Below are 18,277 nucleotides of genomic sequence, written 5' to 3' on the forward strand. Positions count from 1 at the left end.
CAGAGTTAACCCCATCTGATCCTCATTGCATGATTTGGTCATTACTGTCTTTGAGGTAATCAATGAGTATGAAAGGTCAAGAAACCCGTGGGTTCCAGTCTGAAGTCAAACAACTGCTTCATTTGATGATCCATTCGCTGTACTCCAATAAAGAAATCTTCCTGCGTGAGCTGATCTCCAACGCCTCCGATGCGGCGGACAAGCTGCGTTTCCGCGCGCTTTCCAAACCGGAACTGTATGAAGGTGATGGCGAGCTGCGTGTGCGTCTGTCCTTCGATAAAGAGAAGCGTACCCTGACGATTGCCGATAACGGCATCGGTATGAGCCGCGAAGAAGTGATCGAAAACCTGGGGACGATTGCCAAGTCTGGTACCAAGGCCTTCCTGGAGTCTATCGGCTCCGACCAGGCGAAAGACAGCCAACTGATCGGTCAGTTCGGCGTGGGCTTCTACTCGGCGTTCATCGTGGCGGACAAAGTCACTGTACGTACCCGCGCGGCAGGTGCTGCGGAAGATCAAGGGGTGTACTGGGAGTCTGCCGGTGAAGGTGATTACACCATCGCCGATATCAGCAAGGCCGATCGCGGCAGCGAAATTACCCTGCACCTGCGTGAAGGCGAAGACGAATACCTCGACGGCTGGCGTCTGCGCTCGGTGATTGGCAAATATTCCGATCACATTGCGCTGCCGGTAGAGATCGAAACCAAGAATGAAGAAGACGGCACCGTCACCTGGGAGAAAATCAACAAGGCGCAAGCGTTGTGGACTCGCAGCAAAGCTGACGTGACCGAAGAAGAGTACAAAGAGTTCTACAAGCACATTGCCCATGACTTTACCGATCCGCTGAGCTGGAGCCACAACCGGGTGGAAGGTAAGCAGGAGTACACCAGCCTGCTGTACATCCCGGCCCAGGCGCCGTGGGATATGTGGAATCGCGATCACAAACACGGCCTGAAGCTATACGTTCAGCGCGTGTTTATCATGGATGACGCCGAGCAGTTCATGCCGAACTACCTGCGCTTTGTTCGCGGCCTGATCGATTCCAACGATCTGCCACTGAACGTTTCGCGTGAAATCCTGCAGGACAGCCGTGTTACCCAGAACCTGCGTGGCGCGCTGACCAAACGCGTGTTGCAGATGTTGGACAAGCTGGCGAAAGACGACGCGGAAGCCTACCAGAAGTTCTGGCAGCAATTCGGTATGGTACTGAAAGAAGGCCCAGCGGAGGACGGCGGCAACAAAGAGGCCATCGCCAAACTGCTGCGCTTTGCTTCTACGCACAATGACAGCTCGGCGCAAACCGTCTCGCTGGAAGAGTACGTTGGCCGCATGACCGAAGGCCAGGACAAGATTTACTACATCACCGCCGACAGTTATGCCGCCGCCAAGAGCAGCCCGCACCTGGAGCTGTTCCGCAAGAAAGGCATCGAAGTCCTGCTGCTGTCTGACCGTATCGACGAGTGGATGATGAGCTACCTGACCGAGTTTGACGGTAAGGTGTTCCAGTCGGTCAGCAAAGCGGATGAAGCGCTGGATAAACTGGCGGATGAAACCGAAGAGCAGAAAGAAGCCGAGAAGCAGCTGGAGCCGTTTATCGAGCGGGTCAAGACGCTGTTGGGTGAGCGCGTGAAGGACGTGCGTCTGACGCACCGCCTGACGGATACTCCGGCCATCGTCACCACCGATGCCGACGAGATGAGCACCCAGATGGCCAAACTGTTTGCCGCTGCGGGGCAAGCTGCGCCAGAAGTGAAGTATATCTTCGAGCTGAACCCAGAGCATGCGTTGGTCAAACGCGCATCCGATGTGGGCGATAACGAACAATTTGCCGAATGGATCGATCTGCTGTTGGATCAGGCCCTGCTGGCAGAGCGTGGGACGCTGGAAGATCCAAACCAGTTTATCCGCCGCATGAATAAGCTGTTGTCCGCTTAATCAGCAAAATACGCCCCAGACCCTAGGGTTTGGGGCGTAATCTCTTCTATTCCCGTCAAATTTTTCTCCTGCTTGCCTCGTTTCAGCCCGATCTTTCCGCAACCGATTTCCTCTCGCTACCTTGAGCCACCCCCCTCAGAAATGGTAAGGTTGAGTGTTTTCGAAATTTAATAAAAACTCAAACCCGATAGACTTCCGGCCGCGGCCCGAAGAATGAAGGGAAATACATAGCAAGGGGATTTACGCAATGCGTATCATTCTGCTGGGCGCTCCAGGCGCTGGTAAAGGCACTCAGGCTCAATTCATCATGGAGAAATACGGCATTCCGCAAATCTCCACGGGCGATATGTTGCGCGCAGCCGTTAAGGCCGGTTCTGAGCTGGGCAAAAAGGCGAAAGAAATCATGGACGCCGGCAAGCTGGTGACCGATGAGCTGGTTATTGCGCTGGTCAAAGAGCGTATTACCCAGGAAGACTGCCGTAACGGTTTCCTGCTGGACGGTTTCCCACGCACCATTCCACAGGCCGATGCGATGAAAGAAGCCGGCATTAAAGTGGATTACGTGCTGGAGTTCGACGTGCCGGACGAACTGATCGTCGATCGTATCGTTGGCCGCCGCGTGCATGCGCCATCTGGCCGCGTGTACCACATCAAATTCAATCCGCCGAAGGTGGAAGGGAAAGACGACGCCACCGGCGAAGAGCTGACCACCCGTAAAGACGATCAGGAAGAGACCGTGCGTAAGCGCCTGGTGGAATACCATCAGATGACCGCGCCGCTGGTGTCTTACTATCATAAAGAAGCCGAGGCGGGTAATACGTCTTACCACAAGATCGATGGCACCCGTAAGGTGACGGAAGTGAGCGCTGAGCTGGCGGCCATTCTGGGCTAATCGGTGTCAAGGCTGTAGAAAACGCTGGGCTTGCTGTTGCTGCCCGGCGTTTTTTTTTGCCGCTTCATGATAGCTTACAGGTGCCACCGTTTCGCTCGACAGGAAGAGCCGCATGCCCAGGCAGACAAATTTTTTGCAAGAAGCGACCGCGCGCCAGATCGTGCAACGTGCGATGAGCATCATTCACCATTCGGTCAACGTGATGGACAGCAACGGCGTCATCATTGCTTCCGGCAACGCCTCGCGCCTGTATCAGCGCCACGAAGGGGCGGTATTGGCCCTGACCGAAAACCGGGTGGTGGAGATAGATGAGGCCACGGCACAACATCTGAAGGGCGTGCAGCCCGGCATCAATCTGCCGTTCAGCTTTCGTAATCAACTGGTGGGCGCGATTGGGGTTTCCGGCGATCCGGCCCAGGTGCGAGCCTATGGCGAACTGGTAAAAATGGCGGCGGAGCTGATGGTGGAACAGGCTGCGATGCTCGATCAACATCAGTGGGAAAAGCGTTACCGGGAAGAGCTGGCCAACCAACTGCTGCAAGGGCACAGTGAACCCGGTTCGCGCGAGGCGATGGCGGCCTATTTAGAGCTGGATCTGCAACAGCCACGCATTGTCTGGCTGCTTGAGCTGTATGAACCGCAGCCGCAGGTGCTGAGAGGCTTGCTGGCAGAGCTGGAGATCACTCAGCGTGAGGCGCTTATCACCATGACCAGCTTTAATGAACTGGTGCTCTTGCGTCCGGCCTGTATGAAACAGGGAGTGTGGGATGTGCAGCAGGAGCGCAAGCTGGCCCAGCAGCTCCAGCATGAGATCCAGCAACGTTTTGGCCTGCGGTTGATCGTCGGTGGCTTTTACAGTGGTGAGGAAGGCGTCTACCGCTCTATCCAGACCGCAAGGGCAGTGCAAACCATGGCGCACCGTCTCAAACTGGTCCAGCATACGCTGTTTTATGATGACTATCCTCTACCCTCGCTGCTGTGCGATTTAGGGGAGGATTGGCGAGCCCAGGAGCTTTCACGGCCCTGGCGGCAATTGAGCGCCCAGGATGAAAAAGGGATGCTGAGAAACACGCTGCGCCACTATTTCAATCAGAATTGTGACCAAACCAAGACTGCGGCACAGCTGCATATTCACGTTAACACCCTGCGTTACCGCCTACAGCGCGTAGAAAAAACGACTGGCCTGAAGATCAATCAATTGGCGGATGTCTTGCAACTGTATATCGGTATGTTGATGCAGGATTGAATTGTGTGAATGCACAAAATAACGTTCTTTTTTACCCTTTTGTTTGTGTCTATCGCTAAAGAATTTCCGTTGTCGGCAAGGTATGGTATTCACTAACCGATGCAGTGGCATCCTCTGAAGATTAAGGCACTGTCGATGAACACCCTACAGAAAGTGGTAATTGCCCCCGACTCCTTTAAAGAGAGCCTGAGTGCTCAGGGTGTCGCAGAAGCGATCGAGCGTGGTTTCCGGCAAATCTATCCGCAGGCGCACTATGTGTTGCTGCCCATGGCGGACGGAGGCGAGGGCACCGTCGATGCGATGGTGGCCGCCACCGGTGGGGAAATCATCAATGTGCAGGTGAGCGGGCCGCAGGGTAAACCTACAGCAGCATTTTATGGTCTGCTCGGGGAAGGGAAAACCGCAGTTATCGAAATGGCGGCCGCGTCTGGGCTGCATCTGGTGGCGGGTGACGAACGCGATCCGTTAGTGACCACCAGTTTTGGCACCGGTGAGCTGATCCTGGCAGCACTGCAACGCGGTGTAGACTCGATTATTTTGGGGATCGGCGGCAGCGCAACCAATGATGGTGGGGCGGGCATGATGCAGGCGCTAGGCGCTAAGCTCCTCGACCACCACAATCAAGAATTACAGCCCGGTGGCGCGGCGTTGGCGCAACTGGCGCATATCGATCTCAGCCAACTGGATCCCCGCTTGCAGCAGGTGAAGATCACGGTAGCCTGCGACGTGGATAATCCGCTGTGTGGCGATCACGGGGCTTCAGCAATCTTCGGCCCACAAAAAGGGGCCACGCCGGAGAAGGTGCGGCAACTGGACAAGGCGCTGCACCATTACGGCACGCTCCTGGAGCAGAGCACCGGGCGCAAGGTATTGCAGGTGCCAGGCTCGGGTGCTGCCGGGGGCATGGGAGCGGCACTGATCGGTTTTCTGGCAGCTGAGCTGCGGCCAGGCATCGAAATCGTAATCGAAACGCTGCATCTGGAAGACGCGGTACGTAATGCTGACTTAGTGATCACTGGCGAAGGGCGGCTCGACAGCCAGTCGATCCACGGCAAAACCCCGATCGGCGTTGCGCGGGTAGCCAAGCGCCACCAATTACCGGTGATTGCCATTGCCGGTAGCCTGTCAAAAGACTATCAGGTGGTGCATCAACACGGCATCGATGCCGCTTTCTCGGTGATCGACCGCATCGTGACGCTGCCAGAGGCGCTGGCGGACGCGGCCCATAACCTGGAAGTCACGGCGCGCAACGTGGCTGCCGTCTGGCAGTTGGCGCAAAAATAACCCCCGTTTTACCTGTTACTGATATAGGTTCCGGTCCGGCGCTTTTCCGTTACAATAGGCCGCATGAGTGGCTGTTAATACGCTGAGAAATAACAGGGTATTTGCCGGGAAGGACAAGGGGATCGGAATGAAGCAAGAGAAACACGGGGTATTGCTGGTGAATCTGGGTACGCCAGAGGCACCTACCCCGCAGGCGGTAAAACGCTATCTGAAAGAATTTCTCAGTGACAACCGGGTGGTCGACACTGCGCCGCTGATCTGGTGGCCAATTCTTAACGGCATCATTCTGCCGATCCGTTCACCGCGTGTGGCAAAACTTTATCAATCCGTCTGGATGGACGAAGGTTCGCCGTTGCTGGTCTATAGCCGCCGCCAACAGCGGGAGCTGGCAGCGCGTATGCCGAATACCCCGGTGGAACTGGGCATGAGCTACGGTTCACCCAGCCTGGCACAGGCGATCGACAGCCTATTAGCGCAGGGCGTGACCAATCTGGTGGTGTTGCCGCTGTATCCTCAATACTCGTGTTCGACCAGCGCCGCAGTCTGGGATGGTGTTGCACGGGTGCTGAAAGGCTATCGCCGCCTGCCATCTATCGGCTTTATCCGTGACTATGCCGAGCACCCAGCGTATATCCTGGCCTTGCAGCAAAGCGTTGAGCGGGCGTTCGCCGAACACGGTAAGCCCGACCGCCTGGTGATGTCGTTCCACGGGATTCCCAAACGCTACGCCACTCTGGGTGACGATTACCCGCAACGCTGCGAAGATACCTACCGCGCGCTGGCGGCGGCCATACCGCTGGCTCCAGATCGGGTGATGATGACCTATCAATCGCGCTTCGGTCGGGAGCCTTGGCTGACGCCGTACACCGATGAAACCCTGAAGAGTTTACCAGTGCAAGGTGTGAAGCATATCCAACTGATCTGCCCCGGCTTTTCGGCGGATTGCCTGGAAACGCTGGAGGAGATCAAAGAGCAGAACCGCGAAATCTTCCTGGAGGCGGGGGGCGAGAAGTTTGAATACATACCGGCACTTAATGATGACGCCGCCCATATCGATATGATGCAACAGCTGGTGGGGCAACGGCTGTAAATCAGGCTCAGATCCCTACTGTAGGGGCGCTGCATGCTGCGCCCGTTCAGATATCAACGCGTTAGTTCGGGTGCCTCTACAAATTCGGTAACATTGCTACTTTGTCATCAGCCTCGGGCAGGAATGTGCTAACATTCCTGCCTGTTCACCGCAACTCACCGCCAATCACATGAAATTTCCTGGTAAACGTAAATCCAAACATTATTTTCCGGTTAACGCACGCGATCCGCTATTGCAGCAGACACAGCCTGAAAATGAAGTCAGTACCTCTTATGTCGTCGGTATCGATCAGACGCTGGTGGATATCGAAGCTAAAGTGGATGACGCGTTTGTCGAACGCTACGGCCTTAGCCTGGGCCATTCGCTGGTCATTGAAGACGATGTTGCCGAGGTGCTGTATCAGGAACTGAACGACAATAACCTGATCACTCATCAATTTGCCGGTGGCACTATCGGTAACACCCTGCACAACTACTCGGTACTGGCGGACGATCGTTCCGTGCTGCTCGGCGTGATGTGCAGCAACGTCAAAATTGGCAGCTATGCCTATCGTTATCTGTGTAACACCTCCAGCCGTACCGATCTTAACTACCTGCAAGCGGTGGATGGGGCCATTGGCCGCTGTTTTACGCTGATTAGCGAGAGCGGCGAACGCACCTTTGCCATCAGCCCAGGGCAGATGAACCAGCTACGCCCGGAAAGCATTCCTGAAGAGGTGATCGCAGGGGCTGCCGCGTTGGTACTAACCTCCTATCTGGTGCGTTGCAAACCCGGTGAGCCGATGCCGGAAGCCACCATGCAGGCGATCGCGTTTGCCAAAAAGCATGATGTACCGGTAGTGCTGACGCTGGGCACCAAGTACGTTATTGCGGATAACCCGGTGTGGTGGCGTGATTTTCTCAGGGAACATGTTTCCATTCTGGCGATGAATGAAGATGAGGCGTTGGAACTCACTGGGTTGAGCGATCCGCTAATGGCCTCAGAGATGGCATTGGACTGGGTAGATTTGGTGCTGTGTACCGCTGGGCCCAACGGCCTGTATATGGCGGGTTACACCGAAGAGGCCAACAAGCGTGAGACCCAGCATCCGCTGTTACCGGGCCATATCGCCGAGTTTAACCGCTTCGAATTCAGCCGTGCGATGCGCCGTGCAAGCTGCGAAAACGCGCTCAAGGTCTATTCGCATATCGCCCCGTATATGGGCGGCCCGGAAAAGATCATGAATACCAACGGTGCGGGCGACGGTGCGCTGTCTGCTCTGCTGCACGATATTGCTGCTAACGGCTATCACCGCAACAACGTGCCAAACTCCAGCAAGCATGTGCGTAGCTACCTGACCTATTCGTCTTTGGCGCAGGTATGCAAATATGCCAACCGAGTTAGCTATCAGGTACTTAACCAGCACTCGCCACGTTTGACCCGTGGGCTGCCGGAGCGGGAAGACAGTTTGGAAGAGTCTTACTGGGAACGGTAACCAACAACCGGTAAGAGCGCTGTTTTAGCGCTCTTACCGGCTTAATGGCGTCAGATTGGGCAGGCGGCCAGCTTCTCTTCGTCCGACAGCGAATCCAGCTTGAGGATATTCAACATGCTGTTGGCGATCTCGCGTTCACCCATCACCACCTGATCGGCACCCCGGTCGGAAATATACGAAACCTCGTCGTCGTAATGAGCGCGGGCGATAATCTCCAGAGTAGGGCGCTTGGTGCGGGCCGAGGCCACGATCTCACCGGCTTCATAACCGTTGGGAATGGTCAGCAGCAGCCAGCGGGCGCAGTCGAGCCTTGCCAGCTCCATGATCTCAGGATTAGCCGCGTTGCCTAACACCGCTTTGATCCCTTGAGCACGCAGGGCTTCAACCCGTGGGCGAGAGTTTTCTATCACCACCATCGAGACGCCTTCTTCGGTCAGCTTGGCCCCTAACAGGCTACCAACCCGGCCATAACCCACGACGACGGCATGATTGCAGATATCGACCGGGATCTGCTTCTCTTCCTCCACCGCTTCTTCCAGGATCTGATCCTCGATGGTTTCCGTCTTGGCCAGATAGCGCTCCAGCAAGGTAAACAGCAGCGGGTTGAGCATGATTGACAGGATCGCCCCGGCCAGCACCAGATTACGGCCATGCTGATCCATCATGCCTAGCGTGACCCCCAATCCGGCCAGGATAAAGGCGAACTCACCAATCTGTGCCAGGCTGGCGGAAATGGTCAGCGCGGTACGCTTGGAGTGACCGAACATTTTGACTAGCGCGAAGGCCGCCACCGATTTACCAAACAGGATAATCGCCAGCGTTGCCAACACCGCCAGCGGTTGGTTGATCAGGATCATCGGATCGAACAGCATACCGACCGAGACAAAGAACAGCACCGCAAAGGCGTCACGCAGCGGCAGCGTATCGTGCGCCGCCCGGTGGCTCAGTTCCGATTCGTTCAGCACCATACCGGCAAAGAAGGCACCTAGGGCAAATGAGACGTCAAACAGGCCGACAGCGCCGTAGGCAATACCTAGCGCCAGTGCCAACACCGCCAGCGTAAACAGCTCGCGTGAGCCGGTGCTGGCGGTTTTTGCCAGGATCCAAGGCACTACTCGGCGGCCAACGATAATCATCAGCGCGATAAAGGCGATAACCTTGCCAATGGTGATGGCCAACTCGGTGAGCAGTTGCGTGGTGCTGGCGGTATCGCTGTTGAGCATATTGGCAAATGCTGGCAGCAGCACCAGGGCCAACACCATGGCCAAATCTTCGACAATCAGCCAGCCGATGGCGATCTGCCCGCGTTGGCTGTCGATCAGTTGCCGTTCTTCCAGGGCGCGCAGAAGTACCACGGTACTGGCGGTGGACAGACACAGGCCGAACACCAGGCCGGAAACCAAATCCCAGCCCATCAGTTTGGACAACCCCATCCCCAACACCGTCGCGACGGCGATTTGGGCAATGGCCCCGGGGATAGCGATATTTTTTACTGCGAGGAGATCTTTAAGCGAGAAATGGAGACCAACACCGAACATCAGCAGGATCACCCCAATCTCCGCGAGTTCCGGCGCTAACGAGGTATCAGCGACGAAACCGGGGGTAAACGGGCCGGCAAGTACGCCTGCGGCCAGATACCCTACCAACGGGGAGATGCGCAGGCGGTTTGCCAGCATTCCGAAGAGGAAGGCGAGTACTAACCCTCCAACAATAGTGGTGATCAAGGGTGTTGAATTATGCATCCATACTCCTCTGGTTGTGCTCACGGATGTTACGAAAGGATACATTTAGTTTATTGCATTTGTGCTTTCATTGCTTAGCTAATTTAGGGTTTTGTGTAAAAAACCAGACTATTCGTCTATTTTGGCAGAAGGAAGGAGAATTATGGCGTAATTAGCCGGATTAAATGGGGTTTAGGAGTAGATAACCCGGTTTAACTTCTGCGCTAAACCGGGGTAATGTCAGGGTTAATGCTGGTTATGCTCCATATTTGGTAGCAATGCGGTGATAATGCCGATAAGCGGCAGGAATGCACAGATTTGATAAACCAGCTCGATGCTGGTCAAATCGGCGACATAACCAAGAACTGCCGCGCCTAACCCGCCCATACCGAAAGCAAAACCGAAGAATAACCCGGAAACCATCCCCACTTTGCCGGGGATCAGCTCTTGCGCATACACCAGAATGGCCGAGAAAGCTGAGGCCAGAATAACCCCGATGATCACCGTCAAAATCCCGGTCCAGTAGAGAGAAGCATGGGGTAAAGCCAGGGTAAAGGGGGCAGCACCCAGGATGGAGCCCCAAATGACATATTTACGCCCGAATTTATCACCCAAAGGCCCGCCAATGATGGTTCCTGCTGCAACGGCAAACAGGAAGGCAAACAGATGGAATTGGGCATTCTGCACCGAAACGCCAAACTTATGTATGAGATAAAAGGTGTAATAGCTGCTAATGCTCGCCAAGTAGAAGTATTTTGAGAATATCAGCACTAGCAGGATGCCTAAGGAGAACACAACGGTACGTTTTGGCAGCGTTTTGACCAAGGAAGCGGCTTTTGGCTTGCCTTGGGCTGCCCGATGTTGCTGCTGATACCATTTACTGACCTGCAACAAGACCACAATGGCCAGCAGCGCAGCCAGTGAGAACCAGGCGATATTGCCCTTGCCGTAGGGGGCGATAATCAGCGCGGCCAACAGCGGGCCGAGGGAACTGCCGAAGTTGCCGCCCACCTGGAACAGCGACTGGGCCAAACCGTGCCGTCCACCGGATGCCATGCGCGCCACGCGGGATGACTCAGGATGGAATACGGAGGAACCGGTGCCCACCAAAGCGGCCGCCAGCAGCACCAGAGGGAAAGTGTTGGCCACCGAAAGCAGCAGCAATCCCGACAGGGTGAATCCCATGCCGATGGGTAGCGAATAAGGCTGCGGGTGCTTGTCGGTGTAATAACCAATCAGCGGTTGTAGCAGCGATGCGGTGAGCTGATAGGTCAGGGTGATCATCCCGATCTGCACAAAGCTGAGGCTAAAATCGGCTTGCAAAATCGGGTAAATCGCCACGATCAGCGATTGCATCATATCGTTGAGCAGGTGAGAAACGCTGATAGCACCGAGAATGGAGAACGCCGTGCCTTTGGCCGCGCTGCTGGTTACCGGTGGAATATCCGTTTCACTACGGTCAGTCATATTATTATTAGCCTGGTAAGTGAGAGGAGAGAGCCGACATCTTATAACGTTCATCTTTCGTCCTACAACGGGGTAGCTGATTCTCTCTCGATCATTATGTGCTATCCAGATCGCCGATAAAATTCTGACCGGCCGTGCCTTTCTGACATAATTTGACGTATGTCCCAAAAATTTGAAATTTGTTGCAGTCGATTCGCGTTACAATTTCGTCCTTATCAAAAAATACCCATTATTAACAATGGAGATCTGCCATGCGCTTTTCGCTTCACACCACCGCATGTGCGTTGGCTGTTTCCCTGACGTTGTTTTCAGGAACGGTCAGTGCCTGGGAAAAGGATAAAACCTACGATATCACCATCCTGCACACCAACGATCATCACGGCCATTTCTGGCAGAACGATCATGGTGAGTACGGCCTGGGGGCACAGAAGACGCTGGTGGACAGCATCCGTCAGGAAGTGGCGGCGAAAGGTGGCAGCGTGCTGCTGCTGTCCGGTGGGGACATTAATACCGGCGTGCCAGAGTCGGATTTGCAGGATGCAGAACCCGATTTCCGTGGCATGACGCTGATCGGCTACGACGCGATGGCGATCGGCAACCACGAATTCGACAACCCGCTCAGCGTGTTGCGCCAGCAGGAGAAGTGGGCTTCTTTCCCGCTACTGTCCGCCAACATTTATCAAAAAAGCACCCAGCAACGCTTGTTCAAGCCTTATGCCCTGTTTGAAAAGCAAGGGGTGAAGATTGCGGTGATCGGCCTGACCACCGATGACACTGCAAAAATCGGCAACCCGGAATACTTTACCGATATCGAATTCCATGTTCCGGCGCAAGAAGCCAAGCAGGTGGTGGATCAGCTGCGCAAAGATGAAAAGCCGGACGTGATTATCGCTGCCACCCACATGGGCCACTACGACGATGGTAATCATGGCTCCAACGCGCCGGGGGACGTAGAGATGGCACGTAGCCTGCCTGCGGGCTACCTGGATATGATTGTCGGTGGGCATTCGCAAGATCCGGTCTGTATGGCGAGTGAAAACCACAAGCAGGTGGATTACGTACCGGGTACGCCTTGCGCACCAGATCGCCAAAACGGTACCTGGATCGTCCAGGCTCATGAATGGGGTAAATACGTCGGCCGTGCCGACTTCCAGTTCCGCAACGGCGAGCTGAAACTGATGCATTATCAGCTGATCCCGATCAACCTGAAGAAAAAGGTAGAGAAAGCCGACGGCACCAGCGAGCGGGTGTATTACACCCAGCAGATCCAGGAAGATCCGTCGATGATGAAGCTGCTGACGCCGTTCCAGGACAAGGGCAAGGCCCAGTTGGAAGTGAAGGTGGGCAGCGTCAACGGCAAACTGGAAGGGGATCGCAGTAAAGTCCGCTTCGTGCAGACCAACCTTTCGCGCGTGCTGCTAGCCGCGCAGATGGAGCGTGCCAACGCAGACTTCGCCGTGATGAGCGGTGGTGGCGTGCGTGACTCGATCGATGCCGGTGATATCACCTATAAAAACGTGCTCAAGGTGCAGCCGTTTGGTAACACGCTGGTGTATGTCGATATGAAAGGCAGCGAGGTTGAACCGTATCTGGCAGCGGTAGCCAACATGAAGGTGGATTCCGGTGCCTATGCACAGTTCGCCAACGTCAGCCTGGTGGCGGACGGTAAAGGTGTTAGCGACGTCAAGATCAAGGGCGAACCTTTGCAGGCAGACAAGACCTATCGTATGGCGACGCTGAACTTCAACGCCCTGGGCGGCGACGGTTATCCGAAGATTGATACCCTGCCAAGCTACGTCAATACCGGCTTTATCGATGCGGAAGTGCTCAAGCAGTATATCGAGAAGCACTCACCGCTGGATGCGGCGGCGTACGAGCCTAAAGGCGAGATCGTTTACAAGTAAGGTGACATAGGCCGTTGCTGAGTAAGGTAACGGCCTACTGTGTTCAGTCCCGCTTGGCGATTTCGGCGAAGGTGCCGGACAGTAAGCGGCAGAGATCGCTAGCCGCCAATTCAATATCCAACCCGCGCTTGCCGCCGGAAACGAAAATGGTGGCAAACTGTTGCGCTGGGCTATCGATCACCGTGGGCAAGCGTTTCTTTTGCCCGAGCGGGCTGATCCCACCAACCAGATAACCCGTCACACGTTGAGCGACTGTCGGATCGGCCATTTCGGCTTTCTTGGCCCCTAGCGCTTTCGCCACCTTCTTCAAATCCAACTGGGTCGCGACCGGCGTTACCGCGACGGCCAGATTCTTTGCATCACCATTGAGGGCCACTAACAGCGTTTTGTAGACCTGTTCGGCGTTCAGCCCCAGCTTTTTTACCACCTCGTCGCCAAAGTTGGTTTCTTCGCTATCGTGGTGATACGCGTGGAGGGTGAAGGCCACCTTTTGTTTTTCAAGCAGAACCACTGCGGGTGTCATAATTTCTTATCCAAAACAGAGGGAAGTTGTCATCGGTGGCAACGAAACGATAAAAATAGAGCCGAATGAGCAACCTGTGCCCATGAAGATGAAAGGCAGTTGCCAATAGGTTCGTCAGGTTGCTACCCTGTCTATTGTAATCGTTAACACGGTTACAATGCGTATAACTAAAATATGAAAAATTCCTCTTTGACTGGCCAATAGCGATATTGGCCACTTTTTTATCGTGCCTGCAGCATGGCCGGTAAATTGTCTTCGCCATACAGATGTAAAGCGCCGACGGCCACCACATAGTTTCCCGGAGGTAACGCTTCCAGCTTTTGCTGCCAGTGGCGATTGCGGCGGTGCATCAAGACGTCGTACAGCTCGGCACTGAAGGTGGAGGGCAGCGTTTCCAACGTGGTGTTAGGCTTAGCGTCCAGCCACCAGCTCACCATGGTTTGCAGCAAACGGGCGTTGGTGTGCCAGTGCTCTAACGTATCGTGCAGCAGGGCCATACCGCCTTCTGGCAGTTGTTCCAGCATGCTCAGCTGTTCCTCGGCCCCTTCCAGTTCGATCACTGGCATCTGCTGTACTTTAGCGGCTTGCAATAGCTGGTAATCAATCCCGTATTCGGCGCGTAAACCCAGCCGCTGTGCCTGCCGTGCTTGCATCATCAGCGCTACTTGCCAGCCGGGAAGGGCAGAGAAGCTCTCTACATCCGCCCCCAGCTCCTGGCATAGCACCCGTAACCGTTGGAATTCTTCATCGCCAAGACGCTGTTCAAGTTCGAGTTGGGGCTCGGCGTGGCCAAATGGCGAAGAGGAGCCGGTGATATCGGCCTCAACGATCAGCGCATCGGCCTGGCGCAGGCGTGCGGCCAACCGGGCAGGCAGGGGCGACATATCGACGGTGCCCATATGAATGCTGCCGACCAAATGCAGTTGGCGATTTCCCGTTAGCCTGATGTCCAGGGCTGGGTAGGTGTAGCTCTGCGGGGAAATAATACCGAGAAAGGTAGCAATGCGGCGTAACAGTTGACCCATACAGCTGGCTCCTGATCCTTTCCACCAGCGTGCAGGATGGCCGCTGGTTTTTCCCCATGCTAAACGCTAAGTGGCTGACAATAAAGCCCGAGGGCAGGGGAATTATCTCAAAAGGCCGGAGCGCGATGGGTTGCGCCCCGGTTGAGGGTTACTGCTTGGGTTTAAAACGCAGTAATCGGTTGGCGTTGCTGACCACGGTAATGGAGGAGAGAGCCATTGCCGCGCCAGCGACCACTGGGCTGAGCAGGGTGCCCGTCAGCGGGTACAGCACACCGGCAGCAATGGGAATGCCAAGTGCGTTGTAGATAAATGCCCCGAGCAGGTTCTGCTTCATATTACGCAGCGTCGCCTTCGACAAGGCCAGCGCGTCCGCCACGCCGTTCAGGCTGTGACGCATCAGGGCGATCGCCGCAGTTTCGATGGCGATATCACTGCCGCCGCCCATGGCGATCCCGACATCGGCCTGAGCCAGAGCAGGGGCGTCATTGATGCCGTCACCGACCATAGCTACCCGGTGGCCCTGAGCCTGCAACTGCTTGATCGCTTCGGCCTTACCGTCGGGTAACACGCCAGCAATCACGCGGTCGATACCGGCCTCTTTGGCAATCGCGTTAGCGGTCACCGGGTTATCGCCCGTTAACATCACCAGTTGATAACCTTGCTGATGCAGGCGCTGTAGTGCGCTCACGCTGTCACTGCGTAACGGATCGCGGATGGCGATTAACGCGGCAGGTTTGCCGTTGGCGGCCAACAGTACCGGTGTGATACCGCGTTCAGCCTGTTGCTGTATCTGATGTGTGAGCTCATCAGTCGCGATCTGATTCTCTTGCAACAGCTTGGCATTACCCAGCAACAGTTGAACACCTTCAACTTCGCCGCTGACGCCGGAGCCGCGCAAAGTACGGAATTGCTCTACCGTAGGCAGTGTCTGCCCTTTAGCCTGTTCGACGATGGCACGTGCCAGCGGGTGGTTAGCCCCTTGTTCCAGCGCGGCGGCCCAACGTAAGGCCTGCTGTTCATCCACCTGGTTAAAGGTGATGATTTCCACCACGCGCGGCTGGCCTTCCGTCAGCGTACCGGTTTTATCGAACACCAGCGTATCGAGATTACTGGCCTGCTGCAGCGCATCGGCGTCACGCACCAGCACGCCAAACTCCGCGGCCCGGCCAACGCCAGAGATAATTGACATCGGCGTGGCCAGCCCCAAAGCGCAAGGGCAGGCGATGATTAGCACCGTGGTGGCGATCACCAGGGTGTAGACCAACTGCGGTTGTGGGCCAAAGAAATACCAGATGGCGGCGCTGAACAGGGCGATGGCGACCACGGTGGGCACAAATACTGCCGAGATGCGGTCTGCCAGCTTACCGATTTCCGGTTTGCTGCTTTGCGCCTGGCGCACCAGCTTGATAATACGTGCCAGCGTGGTTTGGGTGCCAATGGCGGCCGCGCGAAACAGCACGCTGCCGTCGTCTACCACCGTACCAGCATGCACCGTATCGCCGACGCTTTTTTGCTGCGGCAACGCTTCGCCGGTCAGCATGGCTTCATCGATCCACACTTCGCCCTGCACGATTTCACCGTCAACCGGGATGCGATCGCCAGTCGTCAGACGCAACGTCATGCCCAATTGCACGTCTGCCAGCGGGATACTTTGCTCCCCCTGTTCTGTGACCAGCCTGGCGGTTGGCGGAGTGAGATCCAGTAGCCGTTCCAGCGCCTGGGAAGAACGCTGCCGCGCGCGCTGCTCCATGGCATGGCCAAGGTTGATCAGGCCGATGATCATCGCACTGGCTTCGTAATACAGATGCCGTGCCTCCATCGGGAAGAAGTCTGGCCACAGGTTGACGCTGATGGAGTACAGCCAGGCGGCACCTGTCCCCAAGGCGACCAGCGTATCCATAGTGGCGCTGCCGTTCATCAACGATCGCCAGGCATTGCGGTAGAAGTGGCCACCGGCAAACACCATCACCGCCAGGGTAATGATACCAACCATCAGCCACGGCAGCTGGGTTTCTGGCGTCAGCGACATACTGCCGCCAAACACGCCCCAGGCCATCAACGGCACGCCCACAGCCAAGCCTAATGCGGCCTGCCAGCGAAAGCGTTTCATATTAGCCTGTGCGGTTTGCTGTTGGCGTTCACGACGCTTGGTTTCGTCCTGGATCATCTCGGCGCCATAACCAGCTTTTTCTACCGCAGCGACCAACGCCTCCGGTGTGGCCTTACCGGTGATCAGTGCGCTGCGCTCCGCCAGGTTTACCCGCGCCAACTCAACGCCCGGGACGTTCTGTAACGCCGCCTGGACTTTATTGACACAGCTGGCGCAGGTCATACCGTTGAGCAACAGCTGGATGCTGTCGTCAGTCTCGTTTGCCGGAAGGGAAGACGGGGCCGCTGCCAGGGTTTCCGGCAAGGTTGGGGCAGATTCAGTCAGCGGCTCATTTTTTGGGTGGCTATTGGCTCCCGCCTGGCTGGCGTGATAGCCCGCATCCTCGACCGCAGCGATGAGCTGCTCTGGAGTGGCATCGCCATAGACTTTGGCGCCCTCAAGGGTAACGTCGGCGGCGATCACGCCCGGCACCGCTTCCAGCGCTTTGCGGGTGCTGCCCACGCAATGCATGCAGGAGAGGCCGGAAAGTTGTAACTCGGTGTCTGCCTGATGGGCGATTTCTGCTTGATAGCCAGCGGCAACGACGCTGTCAATCAGCTCGGCAGCCGGGGCTGCACCGGTGATTTTAGCGTAGTGAACGTTGACGTTGGCCTGTTCGACATCTGCGCGACTTTCCAAGGCTTTTTTCACCTTTTGCGCGCAGTTCATGCAGGAGAGTCCCTGCAACGCCAGCACGGTAGTTTGTGACATGATGGTTTTCCTCGCAAAATAATGGCGGTGGACCGCCTAGGTTCTTTTCATTGAGAATGATCTTAAACCTTCCAGCAAGGGTAAGGTCAATAGAATATTACATTGATAGAAAAGGATTTTTATTAACGCTGTCCACAACGCAGCCACGCTTCGACATAAGGCCCGAATTTTGCGGGGTTTTCTTTGGGTATAAAAAAACCAGCCCGAAGGCTGGTTTAAGCGTTTTAGCAATATTTTACTTCATGTTGTTCGCTGACCACATTCCCGTGATTGGTCGGGCAAACAACGCCAGCACAGCGATAAGGCTCACTTCAATGGAGATTGACCAGCAAATGTGACCGATCATTTCACTCCAGAACTCATACCCATTCAGGTTCCAGAGCCAGCCAGTTTCACCTGAGAGATAGGCCGGATGCCTGAATCCTAGCGCCGGGATAAGGAAACCGTGCATGACCAGCGTGATCACAATACCGTAAGCCGCACCATACCAGAGCCTGATTTTGGGCGTATAAGCTGAAACCAGAACGTAAAGGCCCGCAAAGATGAAGCTGAACATCCAGTGATAAAGCATCACTGCGCCGGGGATCGTTACGCTCTGGTAAACATAATCCATAGAATGGGAGTTAATTCCCAGCCAGCCAAGCCAGGCATCAATGTTAAGGGCCGGCGGCGATGCCTCACCGACGATGCGCGGCGGCATATTGGCCTCAGAGCCTGACTTTACCAGCGAGCTGATCGCACCACCGATGAAAGTTGCCCACAAAAAAATACGTAAATTAACTTTACTACAAATGTTCATAACTCCACGTCCGTGAAAAGGAAAAATGAGCCCTAATTATATGTTACGGGCGTGTTGC

Annotated in this window: 13 protein-coding genes; 7 read left to right on the top strand and 6 right to left on the bottom strand. The window is 55.6% G+C overall.

The features are described from left to right. The first annotated feature begins 68 nt into the window (after nucleotides 1–68). The 6 genes from htpG (at nucleotide 69) to D9980_RS00455 (ending at nucleotide 7,920) form a co-directional block, all read left to right on the top strand. Entirely contained in the window at nucleotides 69–1,934 is a 1,866-nt protein-coding gene (htpG, locus tag D9980_RS00430) for a molecular chaperone HtpG (RefSeq protein ID WP_037375256.1), read from the top strand. A gap of 247 nt (nucleotides 1,935–2,181) precedes the next feature. Further along, the gene (gene adk / locus D9980_RS00435) at nucleotides 2,182–2,826 is read left to right on the top strand and encodes an adenylate kinase (RefSeq protein WP_021805452.1); all 645 of its coding nucleotides are present in this window, start codon (nucleotides 2,182–2,184) and stop codon (nucleotides 2,824–2,826) included. A gap of 112 nt (nucleotides 2,827–2,938) precedes the next feature. After that, the gene (locus D9980_RS00440) at nucleotides 2,939–4,072 is read left to right on the top strand and encodes a sugar diacid recognition domain-containing protein (protein WP_024484411.1); all 1,134 of its coding nucleotides are present in this window, start codon (nucleotides 2,939–2,941) and stop codon (nucleotides 4,070–4,072) included. 135 nt (nucleotides 4,073–4,207) lie between these two features. Continuing rightward, nucleotides 4,208–5,356: a glycerate kinase gene (locus D9980_RS00445; RefSeq protein ID WP_121606066.1), complete on the top strand. Its 1,149-nt coding sequence runs from the start codon at nucleotides 4,208–4,210 to the stop codon at nucleotides 5,354–5,356. Between the two features lie 127 nt (nucleotides 5,357–5,483). Next, nucleotides 5,484–6,446: a ferrochelatase gene (hemH, locus tag D9980_RS00450; RefSeq protein WP_121606067.1), complete on the top strand. Its 963-nt coding sequence runs from the start codon at nucleotides 5,484–5,486 to the stop codon at nucleotides 6,444–6,446. 169 nt (nucleotides 6,447–6,615) lie between these two features. After that, nucleotides 6,616–7,920 (top strand): inosine/guanosine kinase, encoded by a 1,305-nt coding sequence (locus tag D9980_RS00455; protein WP_121606068.1) that lies wholly within the window; start codon nucleotides 6,616–6,618, stop codon nucleotides 7,918–7,920. 50 nt (nucleotides 7,921–7,970) lie between these two features. Here D9980_RS00455 and ybaL read toward each other — a convergent pair whose 3' ends face one another. Together ybaL and D9980_RS00465 are read right to left on the bottom strand one after the other, a co-directional pair. After that, nucleotides 7,971–9,662 carry a YbaL family putative K(+) efflux transporter gene (gene ybaL / locus D9980_RS00460; RefSeq protein ID WP_024484415.1) on the bottom strand — a complete coding sequence of 564 codons (1,692 nt, stop codon included), beginning with the start codon at nucleotides 9,660–9,662 and terminating at the stop codon, nucleotides 7,971–7,973. A 225-nt stretch (nucleotides 9,663–9,887) separates the two neighbouring features. Next, nucleotides 9,888–11,108 carry an MFS transporter gene (locus tag D9980_RS00465; RefSeq protein ID WP_121606069.1) on the bottom strand — a complete coding sequence of 407 codons (1,221 nt, stop codon included), beginning with the start codon at nucleotides 11,106–11,108 and terminating at the stop codon, nucleotides 9,888–9,890. A 251-nt stretch (nucleotides 11,109–11,359) separates the two neighbouring features. Here D9980_RS00465 and ushA point away from each other — a divergent pair, with 251 nt between their 5' ends. Continuing rightward, entirely contained in the window at nucleotides 11,360–13,012 is a 1,653-nt protein-coding gene (gene ushA, locus D9980_RS00470; RefSeq protein ID WP_121606070.1) for a bifunctional UDP-sugar hydrolase/5'-nucleotidase UshA, read from the top strand. A 43-nt stretch (nucleotides 13,013–13,055) separates the two neighbouring features. Here the strand turns inward: ushA and ybaK are convergent, their stop codons facing one another. The 4 genes from ybaK to D9980_RS00490 all read right to left on the bottom strand — a co-directional run bounded on the left by ybaK (nucleotide 13,056) and on the right by D9980_RS00490 (nucleotide 18,219). Continuing rightward, nucleotides 13,056–13,535: a Cys-tRNA(Pro)/Cys-tRNA(Cys) deacylase YbaK gene (gene ybaK / locus D9980_RS00475; RefSeq protein WP_021805445.1), complete on the bottom strand. Its 480-nt coding sequence runs from the start codon at nucleotides 13,533–13,535 to the stop codon at nucleotides 13,056–13,058. A 221-nt stretch (nucleotides 13,536–13,756) separates the two neighbouring features. Further along, nucleotides 13,757–14,560, bottom strand: coding sequence for a TraB/GumN family protein (locus D9980_RS00480; RefSeq protein ID WP_121606071.1), 804 nt, complete (start codon nucleotides 14,558–14,560; stop codon nucleotides 13,757–13,759). Nucleotides 14,561–14,708: 148 nt separating this feature from the next. Further along, complete coding sequence (gene copA, locus D9980_RS00485) at nucleotides 14,709–17,420, bottom strand: copper-exporting P-type ATPase CopA (RefSeq protein WP_121606072.1); 2,712 nt, start codon at nucleotides 17,418–17,420, stop codon at nucleotides 14,709–14,711. Nucleotides 17,421–17,655: 235 nt separating this feature from the next. Continuing rightward, a complete protein-coding gene (locus D9980_RS00490) occupies nucleotides 17,656–18,219 on the bottom strand; it encodes a DUF1440 domain-containing protein (protein ID WP_121606073.1) in 564 nt (187 codons plus the stop codon). Nucleotides 18,220–18,277 lie beyond the last annotated feature (58 nt).

The sequence above is a fragment of the Serratia sp. 3ACOL1 genome (genome assembly GCF_003668775.1).
Taxonomy (GTDB): Bacteria; Pseudomonadota; Gammaproteobacteria; order Enterobacterales; family Enterobacteriaceae; genus Chania; species Chania fonticola.

What these genes read in the sequence shown, in the direction of transcription:
- htpG (WP_037375256.1), top strand. Translation starts at nt 69, where the DNA reads ATGAAAGGTCAAGAAACCCGTGGGTTCCAGTCTGAAGTCAAACAACTG.
- adk (WP_021805452.1), top strand. Translation starts at nt 2,182, where the DNA reads ATGCGTATCATTCTGCTGGGCGCTCCAGGCGCTGGTAAAGGCACTCAG.
- D9980_RS00440 (WP_024484411.1), top strand. Translation starts at nt 2,939, where the DNA reads ATGCCCAGGCAGACAAATTTTTTGCAAGAAGCGACCGCGCGCCAGATC.
- D9980_RS00445 (WP_121606066.1), top strand. Translation starts at nt 4,208, where the DNA reads ATGAACACCCTACAGAAAGTGGTAATTGCCCCCGACTCCTTTAAAGAG.
- hemH (WP_121606067.1), top strand. Translation starts at nt 5,484, where the DNA reads ATGAAGCAAGAGAAACACGGGGTATTGCTGGTGAATCTGGGTACGCCA.
- D9980_RS00455 (WP_121606068.1), top strand. Translation starts at nt 6,616, where the DNA reads ATGAAATTTCCTGGTAAACGTAAATCCAAACATTATTTTCCGGTTAAC.
- ybaL (WP_024484415.1), bottom strand. Translation starts at nt 9,662, where the DNA reads ATGCATAATTCAACACCCTTGATCACCACTATTGTTGGAGGGTTAGTA.
- D9980_RS00465 (WP_121606069.1), bottom strand. Translation starts at nt 11,108, where the DNA reads ATGACTGACCGTAGTGAAACGGATATTCCACCGGTAACCAGCAGCGCG.
- ushA (WP_121606070.1), top strand. Translation starts at nt 11,360, where the DNA reads ATGCGCTTTTCGCTTCACACCACCGCATGTGCGTTGGCTGTTTCCCTG.
- ybaK (WP_021805445.1), bottom strand. Translation starts at nt 13,535, where the DNA reads ATGACACCCGCAGTGGTTCTGCTTGAAAAACAAAAGGTGGCCTTCACC.
- D9980_RS00480 (WP_121606071.1), bottom strand. Translation starts at nt 14,560, where the DNA reads ATGGGTCAACTGTTACGCCGCATTGCTACCTTTCTCGGTATTATTTCC.
- copA (WP_121606072.1), bottom strand. Translation starts at nt 17,420, where the DNA reads ATGTCACAAACTACCGTGCTGGCGTTGCAGGGACTCTCCTGCATGAAC.
- D9980_RS00490 (WP_121606073.1), bottom strand. Translation starts at nt 18,219, where the DNA reads ATGAACATTTGTAGTAAAGTTAATTTACGTATTTTTTTGTGGGCAACT.